At 62.1% G+C, this 14,351-nt stretch carries 13 protein-coding genes; 8 read left to right on the forward strand and 5 right to left on the reverse strand.

The window, feature by feature from the left end:
* Positions 1 to 99 precede the first annotated feature (99 nt).
* Genes P406_RS22490 through P406_RS22500 form a run of 3 tightly spaced genes read right to left on the reverse strand, consistent with a single transcriptional unit; the run spans position 100 to position 3,130 of the window.
* Positions 100 to 819, reverse strand: coding sequence for a cobalt-precorrin-6A reductase (locus tag P406_RS22490; RefSeq protein ID WP_046237409.1), 720 nt, complete (start codon positions 817 to 819; stop codon positions 100 to 102).
* On the reverse strand, positions 816 to 1,928 hold the full coding sequence (locus tag P406_RS22495; protein ID WP_046237410.1) for a cobalt-precorrin-5B (C(1))-methyltransferase: 1,113 nt from the start codon (positions 1,926 to 1,928) through the stop codon (positions 816 to 818). Before P406_RS22495 ends, P406_RS22490 begins: the two co-directional genes overlap by 4 nt.
* Positions 1,928 to 3,130, reverse strand: a complete 1,203-nt coding sequence (locus P406_RS22500) for a bifunctional cobalt-precorrin-7 (C(5))-methyltransferase/cobalt-precorrin-6B (C(15))-methyltransferase (protein WP_046237411.1) — start codon at positions 3,128 to 3,130, stop codon at positions 1,928 to 1,930. The genes P406_RS22495 and P406_RS22500 overlap by 1 nt, the downstream gene beginning before the upstream one ends.
* A 135-nt stretch (positions 3,131 to 3,265) precedes the next feature.
* Between P406_RS22500 and cobG the strand changes: the two genes are divergently transcribed.
* The 8 genes from cobG (at position 3,266) to P406_RS22540 (ending at position 10,882) form a co-directional block, all read left to right on the forward strand.
* Positions 3,266 to 4,609 carry a precorrin-3B synthase gene (gene cobG / locus P406_RS22505; protein ID WP_082100907.1) on the forward strand — a complete coding sequence of 448 codons (1,344 nt, stop codon included), beginning with the start codon at positions 3,266 to 3,268 and terminating at the stop codon, positions 4,607 to 4,609.
* The gene (locus P406_RS22510; protein WP_003313953.1) at positions 4,602 to 5,228 is read left to right on the forward strand and encodes a precorrin-8X methylmutase; all 627 of its coding nucleotides are present in this window, start codon (positions 4,602 to 4,604) and stop codon (positions 5,226 to 5,228) included. Before cobG ends, P406_RS22510 begins: the two co-directional genes overlap by 8 nt.
* Positions 5,228 to 5,959: a precorrin-2 C(20)-methyltransferase gene (locus tag P406_RS22515; RefSeq protein ID WP_003399679.1), complete on the forward strand. Its 732-nt coding sequence runs from the start codon at positions 5,228 to 5,230 to the stop codon at positions 5,957 to 5,959. The genes P406_RS22510 and P406_RS22515 overlap by 1 nt, the downstream gene beginning before the upstream one ends.
* On the forward strand, positions 5,959 to 7,662 hold the full coding sequence (gene cobJ, locus P406_RS22520; RefSeq protein WP_046237413.1) for a precorrin-3B C(17)-methyltransferase: 1,704 nt from the start codon (positions 5,959 to 5,961) through the stop codon (positions 7,660 to 7,662). The genes P406_RS22515 and cobJ overlap by 1 nt, the downstream gene beginning before the upstream one ends.
* Before the next feature lie 348 nt (positions 7,663 to 8,010).
* Positions 8,011 to 8,826: a hypothetical protein gene (locus tag P406_RS22525; protein ID WP_004412017.1), complete on the forward strand. Its 816-nt coding sequence runs from the start codon at positions 8,011 to 8,013 to the stop codon at positions 8,824 to 8,826.
* A 58-nt stretch (positions 8,827 to 8,884) separates the two neighbouring features.
* Positions 8,885 to 9,583 carry a hypothetical protein gene (locus tag P406_RS22530; RefSeq protein WP_046237414.1) on the forward strand — a complete coding sequence of 233 codons (699 nt, stop codon included), beginning with the start codon at positions 8,885 to 8,887 and terminating at the stop codon, positions 9,581 to 9,583.
* Positions 9,576 to 10,211 (forward strand): hypothetical protein, encoded by a 636-nt coding sequence (locus P406_RS22535; RefSeq protein WP_046237415.1) that lies wholly within the window; start codon positions 9,576 to 9,578, stop codon positions 10,209 to 10,211. Before P406_RS22530 ends, P406_RS22535 begins: the two co-directional genes overlap by 8 nt.
* 35 nt (positions 10,212 to 10,246) lie before the next feature.
* A complete protein-coding gene (locus P406_RS22540; RefSeq protein ID WP_046237416.1) occupies positions 10,247 to 10,882 on the forward strand; it encodes a hypothetical protein in 636 nt (211 codons plus the stop codon).
* Between the two features lie 6 nt (positions 10,883 to 10,888).
* Here P406_RS22540 and tspR read toward each other — a convergent pair whose 3' ends face one another.
* A complete protein-coding gene (gene tspR, locus P406_RS22545) occupies positions 10,889 to 11,485 on the reverse strand; it encodes a type III secretion system genes modulator TspR (protein WP_003313945.1) in 597 nt (198 codons plus the stop codon).
* Between the two features lie 69 nt (positions 11,486 to 11,554).
* Positions 11,555 to 14,344 carry a hybrid sensor histidine kinase/response regulator RetS gene (retS, locus tag P406_RS22550; protein ID WP_003419424.1) on the reverse strand — a complete coding sequence of 930 codons (2,790 nt, stop codon included), beginning with the start codon at positions 14,342 to 14,344 and terminating at the stop codon, positions 11,555 to 11,557.
* Between the last annotated feature and the right edge of the window lie 7 nt (positions 14,345 to 14,351).

A 14,351-nucleotide genomic window follows, 5' to 3' on the forward strand; every position in this document is an offset into this window, starting at 1 on the left:
ACAGATTTTTAGCGACTGCACTGGCCTCTTCGTGAGCAAGCTCACCCCCACAGTTCCGAGGTGTTTTCAGGGGGATCAGTGAGGACTAAAGACGGCTCATCAATCCAGCCCCAAGACCTCCAGCACCTCATCAACACCCCAGAACAGCCGGTCGACGTCAGGCAACTGCGGGCGTTTGAGGATCAGGACGGGCAGGCTGCGTTCGCGTGCGACATCGAGTTTGGGTTCGGTGGAGCTGCTGCCGCTGTTTTTGCTGATCAGTACGTCGATGCGGCGCTGTTCGAACAACTGGCGTTCGTCTTCCAGTATGAATGGGCCGCGTGCGCCGATCACTTCGCAGCGTTCGTTGCCGGGGTAGTCGTCCAGTGCCCGGAGTGTCCAGAACTGGTGCGGCGGGATTTCGTGCAGGTGCTGCAGGGGCTCGCGACCCAGCGTGAACAGCGGGCGCTTGAAAGGAAGCAGGGCAGTGGCCAGTTCTGACCAGTCAGCCACTTCGCGCCAGTCGTCCTCTGGACCTGCCTGCCACGCGGTGCGGCGCAAAGCCCAGCAGGGAATGCCAGCCAGTTTGGCCGCACGCGCTGCGTTGTGGCTGATCTGCGCGGCGTAGGGATGGGTGGCGTCCAGCAGCAGGTCGACGCCCTGTTCGCCCATGTACTGCGCCATGCCCTCGGCGCCGCCATAACCGCCGACCTTCAATTGGCAGGCCAGATCCGACGGCACCCGGCCCACGCCCGCCAGGCTGTAGATGTGCTCAGGCCCGAGCCTTCGCGCAATGGCCAGGGCCTCGGTGATACCGCCCAGCAGCAGTATGCGTTTCATGTCGCCTCTCTCTGTGAGTGAACGCCAGCCTGACCCACCAGCCCGCCCTGACGATCAATGGCGAAGACCTCCACCTGAACGCTCGCAGGCACGATGCTGCGCGCGAAATTCAGCGCGTGGCGACACACTTCGTCGCCCAGTGGCACACCCGCCGCGGCGCTCATCGCCAGCGCTTGCTGACTGGTGTTGGCTTCAAGGATCCGTTGTTGCAGGCCTGCATCCGCGCCGACATCCGCAGCCCAGTGCGCCAGCTGTGGCAGGTCGATGCTGGAATGGCGGCTGTGCAGGTCCATATGGCCGGCGGCCAGCTTGCTGATCTTGCCGAAGCCGCCGCACACGCTCAACTTATCCACAGACACCTTGCGCAAGTGCTTGAGCACCGCACCGACGAAGTCGCCCATCTCGATCAGTGCGATGTCCGGAATTTTGTAGACGCGGCGCATGGTGTCTTCGCTGGCATTGCCAGTGCAGGCGGCGATATGCCGATAGCCGTTGGTGGTGGCGACGTCGATGCCCTGATGGATCGAGGCGATATAGGCTGCGCAGGAGAACGGCCGGACAATCCCGCTGGTGCCCAGAATCGACAGTCCGCCGAGAATGCCCAGGCGCGGGTTCATGGTCTTGAGCGCCAGCGCCTCGCCCCCCTCGACGCCGATCGTGACTTCGAATCCGCCGCTGTAGCCTTGTTCTTCGGCCAGTTGCAGCAAGTGCTCGGTCATCATGCGCCGAGGCACCGGGTTGATGGCCGGTTCACCGACTGCCAGCACCAGCCCGGGGCGGGTCACGGTGCCGACACCTGCACCTGCAACGAAGCGCACGCCTGCTGCCGCTTGCAGCCTGACGCGGGCAAACACCAGTGCGCCGTGGGTGACATCCGGATCGTCGCCGGCATCCTTGAGCGTTGCGGCTTCCGCGAAGTTATCCACAAGCCGGCAGAATTCCAGACGCATCTGCACCTGTTTGCCCTTGGGCAGGACGATGTCTACCGCGTCGCTGACCTGCCCGCAGAGCAGCAGTCGCGCCGCCGCCAGGCTGGTCGCGGTCGCACAGCTGCCAGTGGTCAGGCCACTGCGCAGTGGCGCAGGCTGTTCGGCGGTTTCTTCGCGCATCAGGGTTTGACTACGTCCAGCAGGGTGATCGGCAACGCCTGACGCCACGTGTCGAATTCGCCAAGGGGCTGCGCGTGGGCGACGTGGATACGGGTCAGCTCGCCGCCATGCCGTTCGCGCCAGGCCATCAAGGCCGTTTCGCTTTGCAGGGTGACCGCATTGGCGACCAGTCGGCCGCCTGGGCGCAGCTGTTCCCAGCAGGTTTCCAGCACGCCGATACGCGTTACGCCACCGCCGATGAAAATCGCATCCGGGCGTTCCAGACCGCTCAGTGCCTGAGGCGCGCTGCCCCGCACCAGTTGCAGGCCGGGCACGCCAAGTGCCTCGCGGTTGAATTCGATCAGTTGCTGGCGGCCTTCGTCGGCTTCGATGGCCATCGCCCGGCAGGTCGGGTGCGCGCGCATCCATTCGATGCCGATGGAGCCGCAGCCCGCGCCGACATCCCACAACAGTTCGCCCGGCAGCGGTGCAAGGCGTGCGAGGGTGATGGCGCGTACGTCGCGCTTGGTGAGTTGGCCGTCATGTTCGAAGGCGCTGTCCGGCAGACCTGAAACGGGGCTCAGACGGATGGCGCTGGCGTCGGCGCGACAATCGATGGCAACCAGGTTCAGCGCGGCAATCTCGGGGTTGCCCCACTCGCTGGCCAGCCCTTCGACGCGCCGCTCGGCTTCGCCACCCAGATGCTCCAGGACGGTCATGCGGCTTGGACCAAAGCCGCGCTCGCGCAACAAACCGGCAATCACGGCGGGGCTGCTGCCGTCGTTGCTCAACACCAGCAGACGCATGCCATGGTGGAAGTGCGCGTTCAGCGCGGCCACCGGCCGGGCAACCACTGACAGGGTGACGACGTCCTGCAGTGGCCAGCCGAGGCGGGCGGCGGCCAGAGAGTAAGAGGAGGGCGCAGGCAGAATACGCATTTCGTCAATGCTGACCACGCGTGCAAGACTGGCGCCGACGCCGAACATCATCGGGTCGCCACTGGCCAGCACGCAGATCTCGGCACCCCGCTGCTCGAGCACAGGGTTCAACGAGAAAGGGCTCGGCCACGCACGTCGCTCGGCGCGAATGCACGGCGGCAGCAACGCCAGCTGGCGCGGGCCGCCGAACACCTGATCAGCGTGCAGCAGAGCGTGTCTGGCGTTCTTGCCGAGCCCCTTGTAACCGTCTTCTCCGATTCCCACGACTGTCAGCCACGGCGACATGTACCTACCTCAATCCGAACTTCCGACAGAGCGCCTTTTCATGCCTGCGGACAAAGCAGGCATAATACCGCGCCCGACGGGGTACAAGTGCTCTAATCAACGTCCGTTTCCAGCCAGTTCACATCGGGTGACCCATTGAACGAGCAGCAGTCCGCTCGCACATCCTCTGCAACGCTACGCCCCTCGGCCTGTCCGGGGTTGCTGCGTATCGTCCCGGCACTGGACGGCGGGATCTGCCGGATCAAGCTGGCGGGCGGGGTGATCAGCAGTGCGCAGGCCATGGCCGTTGCCGAGGCCGCGCGCACCTATGCACAGGGCGTTATCGAGGCCACCAACCGCGCCAACCTGCAGATTCGCGGCATTGTTGGCGATCATGACGGGTTGATCGGTGCCTTGATGGCGGCAGGGCTCGGCCCCGCCAACCCGGCCAGCGACGATGTGCGCAACCTGATGCTCAGCCCGACGGCCGGCCTGGACCCGCAGATGCTCTTCGATGCCCGGCCGCTGGCGGCGCAGATTCTCGACGCGCTGGAACATCACCCGCGTTTTCATGAGCTGTCCCCCAAGTTCGCCTTGTCGCTGGACGCTGGTGAAGCGCTGGTCATGCTCGAACACCCGCACGACGTGTGGCTGTCGGCGCTGAAACTCGACGACGAAGTGCTGCTGGCGTTCGGCTTGGCCGGCTGCCCGGCCCATGATCGACCGCTGGCCGCTGTTCCTGTGGCTGAGGGTAAGACGCTGGTTGTCGCCCTGCTGGAGCTGTTTCTCGACTTGGGCCGTCCCGAGCACACCCGGATGCGGCATCTGCTGGCCGAGGTATCGACCGCCGATATGCTGCGCGAGCTGTCGACCCGGTCCGGCTGCACAGTGCGGACCGACAAGGCGATCACCGATTGGCAGCGTCCGGCCATTCAAGGCACTCGGCATATCGGTGTTTATCCACAGGCTCAGCCGAATCAGGTGGCGGTGGGCGCTGCAGTACCGTTGGGGCGTCTCGATGCGGCGATGCTTTCCAGCGTGGCGCAACTGGCGGCGGATCAGGGCGACGGCACGCTGCGCCTGACGCCCTGGCAAAGCCTGTTATTGCCCAACGTGCCGGTCGAGCGCGCGACGGCGGTGCTGGGCGCGTTGCAGGCATCGGGCTTCGTCGGGGCGGCCGGGCAACCGCTGGCGCAGATGCTCGCCTGTACCGGTTCTGCCGGGTGCGCCAAGGGGCTGGCCGACACCAAGGCCGACGCCCTGCAACTGGCTGCCGTGCTGGCTACCGGCCAGGCTGTTCACTTGAGCGGCTGCACGCGTTCCTGCGCCGCCGCCCACGTAGCGCCAGTAACCTTGCTGGCTGTCGCGCCGGGCCGTTACGATCTTTATTTTCGCGATGCAGCGCATGCCGGTTTCGGCGTGCTGCGCGCGCGCAACCTTACTATTGAAGCAGTCGGTGCGCAGTTGAACGCCGGCTCACGGAGCAACATGCATGATTGATTACATCCGCGATGGTCAGGAGATATATCGCAACTCTTTCTCGATCATTCGCGCCGAAGCGCGTCTTGACACGATCCCTGCCGACCTGGAAAAACTCGCCGTGCGCGTGATCCATGCCTGCGGGATGGTCGAAGTCATCGAAGACCTGCGCTTCTCGCCGGGTGCCGGTGCTGCCGGGCGCAACGCTCTGGCCGCCGGAGCGCCGATCCTGTGTGATGCGCGCATGGTCTCCGAAGGCATCACCCGCACCCGGTTGCCCGCCAATAACCCGATCATCTGCACCTTGCATGATGAAGGCGTGCGGGAAATGGCCCTGGAGCTGGGCAATACGCGTTCTGCGGTGGCGCTTGAGCTGTGGCGTCCGCACCTGGAAGGCAGCGTGGTTGTAATCGGCAACGCGCCGACCGCGCTGTTCTATCTGTTGGAAATGCTCGATGCCGGTGCGCCGAAGCCTGCACTGATTCTCGGCTTTCCGGTCGGCTTTGTCGGCGCCGCCGAGTCCAAGGCGATGCTCGCCGCCGATAGCCGCGGCGTGCCGTTCGTGATCATGCAGGGCCGTCGTGGCGGCAGCGCCATGGCCGTGGCCGCTGTCAACGCACTGGCCACGGAGATCGAATGATGCAGGCACGCGGTCGATTGATTGGCCTGGGCGTCGGTCCTGGCGATCCGGAGCTGATCACCGTCAAGGCCCTGCGCCTGCTGCGCGAGTCGCCGGTGGTGGCGTATTTCGTGGCCAAGGGTAAAAAGGGCAACGCCTTCGGCATCATCGAAGCGCATCTGCAGGACGTTCAGACCCTGATGCCGCTGGTCTACCCGGTCACCACCGAGGCATTGCCGGCGACACTGTCCTACGAAAAGCTCATCAGCGACTTCTACGACGAATCCAGCCGGCACATTGCCGCGCACCTGGACGCCGGACGCGACGTGGCGGTGATCTGCGAAGGCGATCCGTTTTTCTATGGCTCCTACATGTACCTGCACGATCGTCTGGCCGAGCACTACGACGCTGAAGTGATTCCGGGCGTGTGCTCGATGCTCGGCGGTGCTTCGGTGCTGGGCGCACCGCTGGTGTATCGCAATCAGAGCCTGTCGGTGCTGTCCGGTGTGCTGCCCCACGATGACCTGAAACGCAAGCTGGCCGACGCCGACGCGGCGGTGATCATGAAACTGGGGCGCAACTTTCACAAGGTCCGCGAAGTGCTGACCGAGCTGGGCATGGCCGGGCGTGCGCTGTATGTCGAGCGCGCCACGATGAGCAACCAGAAAATCGTCCCGCTGGATCAGGTTGACCCGATGTCGTCGCCCTATTTTTCGCTGATTATCGTTCCTGGCGACAGGTGGCAAGGCTGATGACCTCCATGACTCCGGCCATCGTCATCCTCGGTAATGGCAGCCTTGCTACCGCGCGGCGCATTCAACAGCTGTTTCCCGATGCGCTGATTCATGGCCTGGCCGAGCGCGTGCAGGGGGCCGACCGTACTTACACTGACTTCGGCGCGACGCTGCGCCAGCTGTATCAACAGAACACGCCGATCATCGCCCTTTGCGCAGCCGGTATCGTAATTCGTACGCTGGCCGCCGTGCTGCTGGAGAAGGGCGCCGAACCGCCGGTGCTCGCCGTGGCCGAAGACGGCAGCGCCGTGGTGCCGCTGCTCGGCGGCCTTGGCGGGGTGAATGTTCTGGCGCGCAGCATCGCCAGCGGGCTTGGCGTTGCGCCGGCGATCACTACCAGCGGCGAGCTGCGTTTCGGCACCTGCCTGCTCAATCCGCCAAGCGGCTATGCGTTGGGCGATCTGGAGCTGGGCAAGCGTTTCGTTTCCGACCTGCTGTCCGGCGAGCCCGTGCGCATCGAGGGTGAAGCCCCCTGGCTGGCTCAGGCGCAACTGCCCGAACATCCACAGGCGGCGCTGGCCATTCATGTCGGCAGTGCCCTGCGCGAGCCGTCGCTCCATGAATTGCTGATCTACCCACGTAACGTGCTGGTGGCGGTGACTGACCTCAGTGATGAGTTGGCTGAGCACGTGCGCTCGGCCCTGCACGAGGCACGTATCGCCGGGCAGTCCCTGGCCTGTCTGTTGGCGGCCGAGGAGCAGATGGCCAATCCGCATCTGCACAAGGCTGCCGCCGAGCTGGACGTTGCGGTGCGATTCGTCAGCGCCGCTGCGGCCAGCGAGATGGCCATGAAGGCTGTGCCGCAGCTGTTGCCACCGCTCTGCGTCGATGCCCACACCGCGATTGCCGTCGCGGCGCAACCGCTGGAGGTGCAGAGCATCGGCCGCGGGCGTGGCCGCGTTGCAGTCATTGGTCTGGGTCCTGGCGCTGCAGACCTGATGGTACCTGCGGTCAAGGCCGAACTGGCGCGTGCCAACGATGTGCTGGGCTATGAAACCTACGTGCGCATGGCGGGGCCGTTTCGCGCTGATCAGGTACTGCACTGCACTGACAATCGCGAAGAAATGCAGCGTGCCCGGCATGCTTTCGAGCTGGCTGCTCAAGGCCGTTCGGTAGTCGTGGTGTCATCAGGTGATCCGGGAGTGTTCGCCATGGCGTCAGCGGTGCTTGAAGCGTTGCATGAGTCGGATAATCCTCATTGGCATGCGGTCGAGCTGGAGATTCTGCCGGGTGTCTCGGCCTCTCTGGCCACCGCAGCCCAGGCCGGTGCGCCGCTGGGGCATGATTTCTGTGTGCTGTCGCTGTCCGACAACCTCAAGCCCTGGGAGATCATCGAAAAGCGTCTGGACCTCGCCTGCCATGCCGATCTGGCGCTGGCGTTCTACAACCCGATATCCCGCTCCCGACCCTGGCAACTGGGGCGTGCGCTGGAGATTGTCCGCCAGCATCGCATCCCTGCAACCCCCGTGACGCTGGGCCGCGACATCGGCCGTCCCGGGCAGACATTGAGGGTTATCACGCTGGGCGAATTGACACCGGAGCAGGTGGACATGCGCACCATGGTGTTGATCGGCTCTTCCCTGACGTGCACCTTTGCGCGCGCCGAAGGCGGCAACTGGGTCTACACGCCGCGTTGGTACGGCAACAAACCTACAGGGTGAGCGCGCACGCGTGTCATACCTGCCGCCATCCAGCGTGGGAAAGCGCTGAAGTGGCGATGTCACCTCAAGCCTGTGAGCCAGTGTTTCGGCCCACAGGCTTGAGCGAATCGGCTCTCTTCAACCTTCGTCGCCCGTAGTCCGATTCCAGAAACCTCCCCGGAATCTTCGCTTACCTGCGGTATGCCGGGAGGCAGATGGCGGGTCGAATTTAGCTCTGCGTATCGAGTTCGGTAGTCAAGTGCCCGAAAGCCATCAGAGGACAACCGGAAAGCGCCGAAAAAAATGCCTGATTTATTTCGTTAGTCTCGATTCAGTCCATCAGGACGCATGAATTAAAGGACTAATTAAATGACACAGGACAAAACCATGAACATCACTGACAACCTCGACTACATTGCCGCCTGCGAGCTGGCTGAATGCCCACCTTCGTTGGGCGCATTCGCGGCCCCCGCAACTTCCGGATTACTTAAGGCAGGTGACGTCACTGACGCACAGTCCGGCAATGAAGGTGCGGTGGTTGCAGGCAGTGTGCTGGCATTTCCCAACGGTATGTCGGCGCAGAGCAAGCAGGACGTGATGAATTCCTTTCTGTTCGCCACCCTTGTGGCCAACAAGGCGTTCAGCTCTGAAACCCAGGGCGATCAGTGGTATGACAAATTCAACGAAGTGCTTTCCAAGGTGGGCTGGCTCTCCACCCATTGGAACTATGCGCGCTATCGTGCCACCCAGCAGCGTTTCACCATGGACGAAGTCGGTCTCGAGATCCTCGGTTCGGCCATTGCAGCTGCCGCGTTACCCGGACCTGCATCGGTACTGATGCTCAAAGTGGCTGCAGATGCCGTCGCCGCACTGCAGGCCAGGAAAGAACCCCTGCGCCTGTTCGAGAGCCAGACCAAGGCACACCGTGGCGGTAGCTTCCGTATCGCATCCTGCATCGAATCCGAGGACAGCATCGTGAGTCTGGCCATGGCGGCAGTCAGCTTCCAGGCCGACAGTGACGTCACCAATGTGCTGTTCTGGGAATGGCAGGACACCAGTGTCCAGACCTGGAAGGGCGAGGACAACCTGTTGCTCAACACGGCCTTGTATGCGCGCCATCGCGAGCTGATCGAGCAACGGCTTGGCGACAATGTCAGTAATGCGATTGCAGAATACGAAATCTGATCGGAGTGTTGGCGGAGGCGCGGACTGCCTCCGCTTTCGGGATAAAAGGAATTCTCCCATGAAGCAGGAATTGGATGCTGTAGTCGTCAATGCGGGCTGTTTGATGTTTTTCCCCGAGCCGCAGCGGGTCGCCCTGAAAAACGATGTGCTGGACTCGATGCTGTACGTGCAACTGGCCGCATCGAAACAACACTCGAAGTTTGCCGAAGCCGAAAAATGGAATGAAACCCGTCTCGCCGCTGCGCAGCGTTTCGGCTGGTTGCCGAGTGCCAGCGAACATATCAGCCAGCCCTTGCCGCCAGAATCTGTCGAAACGGCATGGAGTTGCATGGCGCGCGCGCTTGCACCCTTCGTCTCCGCCGAGACGCTCCTGCATGCGGAGGCGTTCATGCGCAGGGCAGGCAGTCAGCCCCTCGCCAGCGAAGCGCTTCATCTGCTGCGCAGTCAGACGGTACAGAGCGGTTTGAATCATGCGGGAAGATTGCAGGTCAACGTGGTTCTGCAACTGGCTTTCGTCGACACCCGGCAAAACCTCAAGCTGGCGCAGTTTCAGTTCGCCACACGTCAGCCGTTGTCATCCGGGTTTCTTTTCGAGGTCATCGAGCCGAACAGTGTCTACGGCAACATCGCTGTGACTGTCTATGCAATGCAACTGTTCGAGCAGGTCTATTCACAGTTTCGCGATGGCATCGACACCGCGCTGTCGAGCAAGCGTGCGGGCCTGATCATGCCGCTTGGGGGCAGTCCTGATGTCTGATCCGGATGAAGCCCTGCTGACGGGTGCCAGCCTGCTGTCCTTCGCCGGCAATGTCGAACCTGATTTGCGCCAGGACATAATGGATTGTCTGCACCATGCCCGACTGGTCGCAGATGATCGCCATTCTTCCAGGATGAACTGGCGTGCATGGCTGGATGCTTACCAGCGCTCGATTGCCGCCACCGGTGGTCCGCGGAGCGCCGGGATCAACGATGCCCGCTTGAAAATCCACAGTTTCAGTGACATCGGAAAACTGCAGCTACCCGTGGTCGATAACACTGGCGAGCTTCGCCAGCTCTACCGCAGTTCGCTCGACAAGCTATTGAACAGCGATCATGCGACGCGTTTTTTCGGCAGTTGGTTCACGTCCGGGCGTTCTGAAAGCTTCCAGCTCATGCCCTGTGCAATGCGCAATGAGGACGAGGTGTCGATCCTTCTGTGCAGCCTGCAGATGACCACCCTGGCGCTGCGGCCCGCGCGTTATTTCTGGCAGATATTGGGCGGCGAAATGCAGGTGCATGCCGTCACTACTGCGTTCCGCTTCAGTCGCCAGAGTTTCGAGCCTTTTCGCCAGACGGTGCGGGACGCCTTGGCTGATCGCGCTGCAGCCGAAATCATCAGTCTTTAGCAACCTGGACAAGCCCATGGAAGGGAGTAACGCAAATGAATGCAGACACAGGCAACGCGGCCTATCTGGGCACTATCCCCAGTATGGTCGCGTTTTTGCCCGGGCTTTCGAGCGAGGAGCGCACGGATATTCAGAACGTGCTTCTGGACGCCCAGTTGTTCGCGGGCAGGCAGTTTGATTTCAAAACCCAGTGGGGCACCTGGATGCATTACTACCGCAGTCGCCTCAAGGCGCGCGGCATACAGCAAAAGGGCGTGGTCCTTGGCGACTCGCTGGTGGTGAGCAGTGTCGACGATTTACTGCAGGCCACGTTCAAGGTCAGTCATCCTGCGGATCGCAAGCGTCTTGGCGGCATAGTGCAGCGTGCGGTCGCTGCAATGGGAGTGGGACAGGCCGCAGAGTCGTACTTTCAGAGCGGCTTCGACCAGGGACGGCTGGGCAGTTTTCAGATCGTACCCTGCGAAAAGTATGAACCTGGCCGGATGCTCCTGTTGCTTTGCAGTCTGCACCTGAGTGTGGACGACCATGCGCCAGGAAGACGAAGACTGCTGTTTCACTTCAAGGGCGGCAGTTACATCTTTGACAGCAAGGTGTATGCAGCTCATCGTGACGAGGTGATGCGTTATCTGGACGGCAGGGCGCAGGAGCTGGTGCGGGCTGCCAGTATCTGAACCCTGTCAGGGCAGCAGGTAGCCTCTGATGCCGGTGAAAATGATTTGCGCGGCCAGCGCACAGACGAACAGCCCCATCAAACGGCTGACAATCTGCAAACCCTGATCGCCGAGGATGCGTTCGATACGGTTGGAGAGGTAGAGCACGACGCCGACGGTGAGGCTGGCCAGCGCAATACTCAGGATGGCGGTGAGTTTGTCGTCCCAGTGGGGCTGACTGACGCCCATGACCAGCAGCGCACCAATCGTGCCGGGGCCGACGGTAAGCGGGATGGTCAGAGGAACGATGGTCACATCCTGCTGGATATTGTCGGTCTGCACTGCCGACTTGCCTTGGGCCATGCCCAGTGCCGATATGAACAGCACGCTGCCGGCACCAATCCTGAACGCATCCACGGTGATGCCGAATACATCGAAAATCACGCGTCCGAACAGATAGAGCAATACGCTGGAAACCAGTGTCGCCAGTGCCACCTTCCAGGCCAGGCGCCGTTGTTCCTTGCGCGAGTGACCACGCGTCAGGCTGATGAAGCAGGAAAGAACGAAAAACGGGCTGTAGAGCACCAGCATTTTCAGATAGACGCTGAACAACACGTGAAGCATGGCTTCGACTCACAGCAGCAGGTGGATGGCATCGCCAGTCTATCAGGCCACAGGCCTTTCCCGTCGCTGTCAGTTTTGTCGATAGTGTTCGCCTTCCGACGTCAGCCCGCGGGCCTTGTCACGATGCGCTACCCAGTGCTCGACCAGTTCGCGCAACTGGGACAGTTCGATGGGCTTGGCCATGTGGCCGTCCATGCCGGCCTGGCGTGCGCGGTCCTTGTGCTCGGTGAGAATGTGCGCGGTCAGTGCAACGACCGGGGTGCGTACACGCTGATTGCCGACTTCCCAGGCGCGCAATTGCTCGGTGGCCGAGAAGCCGTCGAGTATCGGCATCTCGCAGTCCATCAGCACCAGGTCATAACGCTGCGCCTTCATGGCTCGCAGCGCTTCTTCGCCATTGCTCGCGGTATCGGGGTTGAGGTTGAGCTTGCCGAGCATGCCGCGGATGACCTTGGTCGAAATGCTGTTGTCTTCGGCCACCAGAATCCGGAAGTCGCCGGGAACGTTGACCGGCGGCGTCACGACCGGGCCGGGCTTGCTCGACACAACACCCTTGTTCAACTGGGTCAGTTCATCTGCCAGCGTGGTCTTGAGCGTATAGCCTGCCACCGGTTTGGCCAGAATGCGCTTGATGCCGGAGTTGCGCGCGATGATCTTGCTGGGCGCATTGCTGATGCCGGTCAGCATGATCAACAGAATGTCGTGATTCAGGCTCGGGTCTTCCTTGATCTTGGCGGCCAGTTGCATGCCGGTCATGCCCGGCATGTTCTGATCGAGCAGGACCACATCGAAATAGTCGCGCAGGTGAGCCTTGGTTCTGAGCAGGGCCAGTGCCTCCTTGCCGGACGCCACTGCGCTGACATTCAGGCCCCAGGCGCTGCATTGCTGGACCAGGACCTTGCGGCACGTGTCGTTGTCGTCGACCACCAGCACCCTGGCATCTTTCAGCGGGCTGTCCAGATCGATGGTCGGCTGTTCGAGCAGCTTTGCATCCAGCGGCAGGTTCAGCCACAGCGTATTGCCTTGCGCCCCACTGTTCTGAATGCCGAACTCGCCGTCCATCAGTACGATCAACTGACGAGCGATCACCAGCCCGAGATGACCGCCGAGCCGGCTGCTGGCCAGGAAGTTACGGCTGTGCAGTTCGGCGTGCAGCAGCTCTTCACGTTCTTCATCGGAAAGCGATTCGCCGCTGTCCTGAACCGAAATACGCAACCGCGTATTGCCGCTTTTCGAGGACTCAAGGGCGACGGCCAGAAGAATTTCGCCTTCGTCGGTCTTCTTCAGGGCATTTTCCAGCAGGCTCAGCAGTGTCTGGCGCAGACGGGTCGGGTCGCCATTGATGACACGAGGCACCTGAGGCTGGATCTGGCTGATCAGCTCGACCTGTTGCTGCTCGGCCTTGGCGCGGAAGATATTCAGGCAGTCCTCGACCAGCGCGCCGATGTCGAACTGCACGTCGTCGAGTTCGATCTGCCCTGACTCGAGCTTGGTGATGTCGAGAATCTCGTTGATCAGCGTCAGCAGTTCGTTGCCGGCACTGTGGATGGTCTGCACGTAGTCGCGCTGCTTGACCGACAGCGGGGTGCCGAGCAGCAGTTCGGTCATGCCCAGCACGCCATTCATCGGGGTGCGAATCTCGTGGCTGATCTTGGCCAGAAACTCGGCCTTGGCGTTGATTTCGGCAGTGCTGGCCGCCTGATCGCGGCTGATGCTGAAACGGTCTTCGGTGATGCTGCGATGGCGTTCGCTGAGCGCCAGGCTCATCAGCAGGCCGCTGATGCAGAACACGCTGAGCAGCGCCAGAATCAGCCATTGTGGCGGCACCAGGCTCAGCCACAGCAGGCCGGGCAGAACCACCATGTAGCCGATATTGAAGGTGATCATCCCCAGGACAAACAGACGCGCCGAACGATAGCCCTTCTGCCAGTGCCACATCGACACCGCCAGAATGCTCAATGTCGTCAACGAGACCAGGCCGAACGTCAGGAAGTTGATCGGCAGCTTTTCGTCGAACAGCACCAGCAAGGCGCCGATCCCCATGAGCACTGCGTTGCCCAGCAACAGACGATCGAGTTTGCGGGCATTGCGGTGGACGAAGAAACAGTAGGTGTAGATCAGGCCTGCGACAGCGGCCAGCAGCAATGCCAGGTGTGCGCTCGGGGTTTGCGCGATATTCCACGGGTCGATCGGGCGCAGCAGGTTGAGGAGCAACAGGGCACTGAGCCCGAGTAACGATTCGCAGGCGGCCAGCCACAGATTGCTGCGCGACCGGGTGTGTCCGTAACGTGTCAGGTTCTGCACGATCAACATGGACAGCGCGCCAAACAGCAGACCGAACAGCAGCGGCTGGGTCTCGTTGGCGGCGCTTTCGATGGCCGGTTCAAGGGTGATGCTGGGGCGCATTTTCTGCGCGGAGACCAGCCTCAGGTAGATATCCAGCGGGGCCGAGCTTTGCGGGACCGGCAGCAGGAAATCGTTGGACGGCAGTCGCTGATCTTCAATCGGCACGTCATTGCCGGTGCGCACATGGTCAATCTGTCGATCGCCGTCCATGACATACATGTCGGCGCTGGACAGGTCCGGGGCGAAGATACGCAGCAGTTGTTCGTGCTGGGTGGGTTGCAGGCGGTAATGCAGCCACACAGCATCGTCGCGATCCGCTGCAGCGACCCGTTCCAGTTCGGTGGGGCTGAATTGATTCTGATAGCGCGCCGAGCGGATTTCATCCAGCGTCAGATGGGCCTTTTCGTCGAGCAGCGTCGACCAGCCTGCACCATGCTCGGCCTGCGCCGAAAGCATGAACAGCAGGGTCAGCAGTCCGACGGTTGAGGCTATGGCAATCCTGAGCCAGCGCACAATGAAA

Source organism: Pseudomonas syringae pv. coryli str. NCPPB 4273 (assembly GCF_000972175.1).
In the GTDB taxonomy this organism is placed as follows: Bacteria; Pseudomonadota; Gammaproteobacteria; order Pseudomonadales; family Pseudomonadaceae; genus Aquipseudomonas; species Aquipseudomonas syringae.

Bases quoted from the DNA above. Each gene is read 5' to 3' on its own strand.
- P406_RS22490 (WP_046237409.1), bottom strand. From the start codon at position 819: ATGAAACGCATACTGCTGCTGGGCGGTATCACCGAGGCCCTGGCCATT.
- P406_RS22495 (WP_046237410.1), bottom strand. From the start codon at position 1,928: ATGCGCGAAGAAACCGCCGAACAGCCTGCGCCACTGCGCAGTGGCCTG.
- P406_RS22500 (WP_046237411.1), bottom strand. From the start codon at position 3,130: ATGTCGCCGTGGCTGACAGTCGTGGGAATCGGAGAAGACGGTTACAAG.
- P406_RS22510 (WP_003313953.1), top strand. From the start codon at position 4,602: ATGATTGATTACATCCGCGATGGTCAGGAGATATATCGCAACTCTTTC.
- P406_RS22515 (WP_003399679.1), top strand. From the start codon at position 5,228: ATGCAGGCACGCGGTCGATTGATTGGCCTGGGCGTCGGTCCTGGCGAT.
- cobJ (WP_046237413.1), top strand. From the start codon at position 5,959: ATGACCTCCATGACTCCGGCCATCGTCATCCTCGGTAATGGCAGCCTT.
- P406_RS22525 (WP_004412017.1), top strand. From the start codon at position 8,011: ATGACACAGGACAAAACCATGAACATCACTGACAACCTCGACTACATT.
- P406_RS22530 (WP_046237414.1), top strand. From the start codon at position 8,885: ATGAAGCAGGAATTGGATGCTGTAGTCGTCAATGCGGGCTGTTTGATG.
- P406_RS22535 (WP_046237415.1), top strand. From the start codon at position 9,576: ATGTCTGATCCGGATGAAGCCCTGCTGACGGGTGCCAGCCTGCTGTCC.
- P406_RS22540 (WP_046237416.1), top strand. From the start codon at position 10,247: ATGAATGCAGACACAGGCAACGCGGCCTATCTGGGCACTATCCCCAGT.
- tspR (WP_003313945.1), bottom strand. From the start codon at position 11,485: ATGCTTCACGTGTTGTTCAGCGTCTATCTGAAAATGCTGGTGCTCTAC.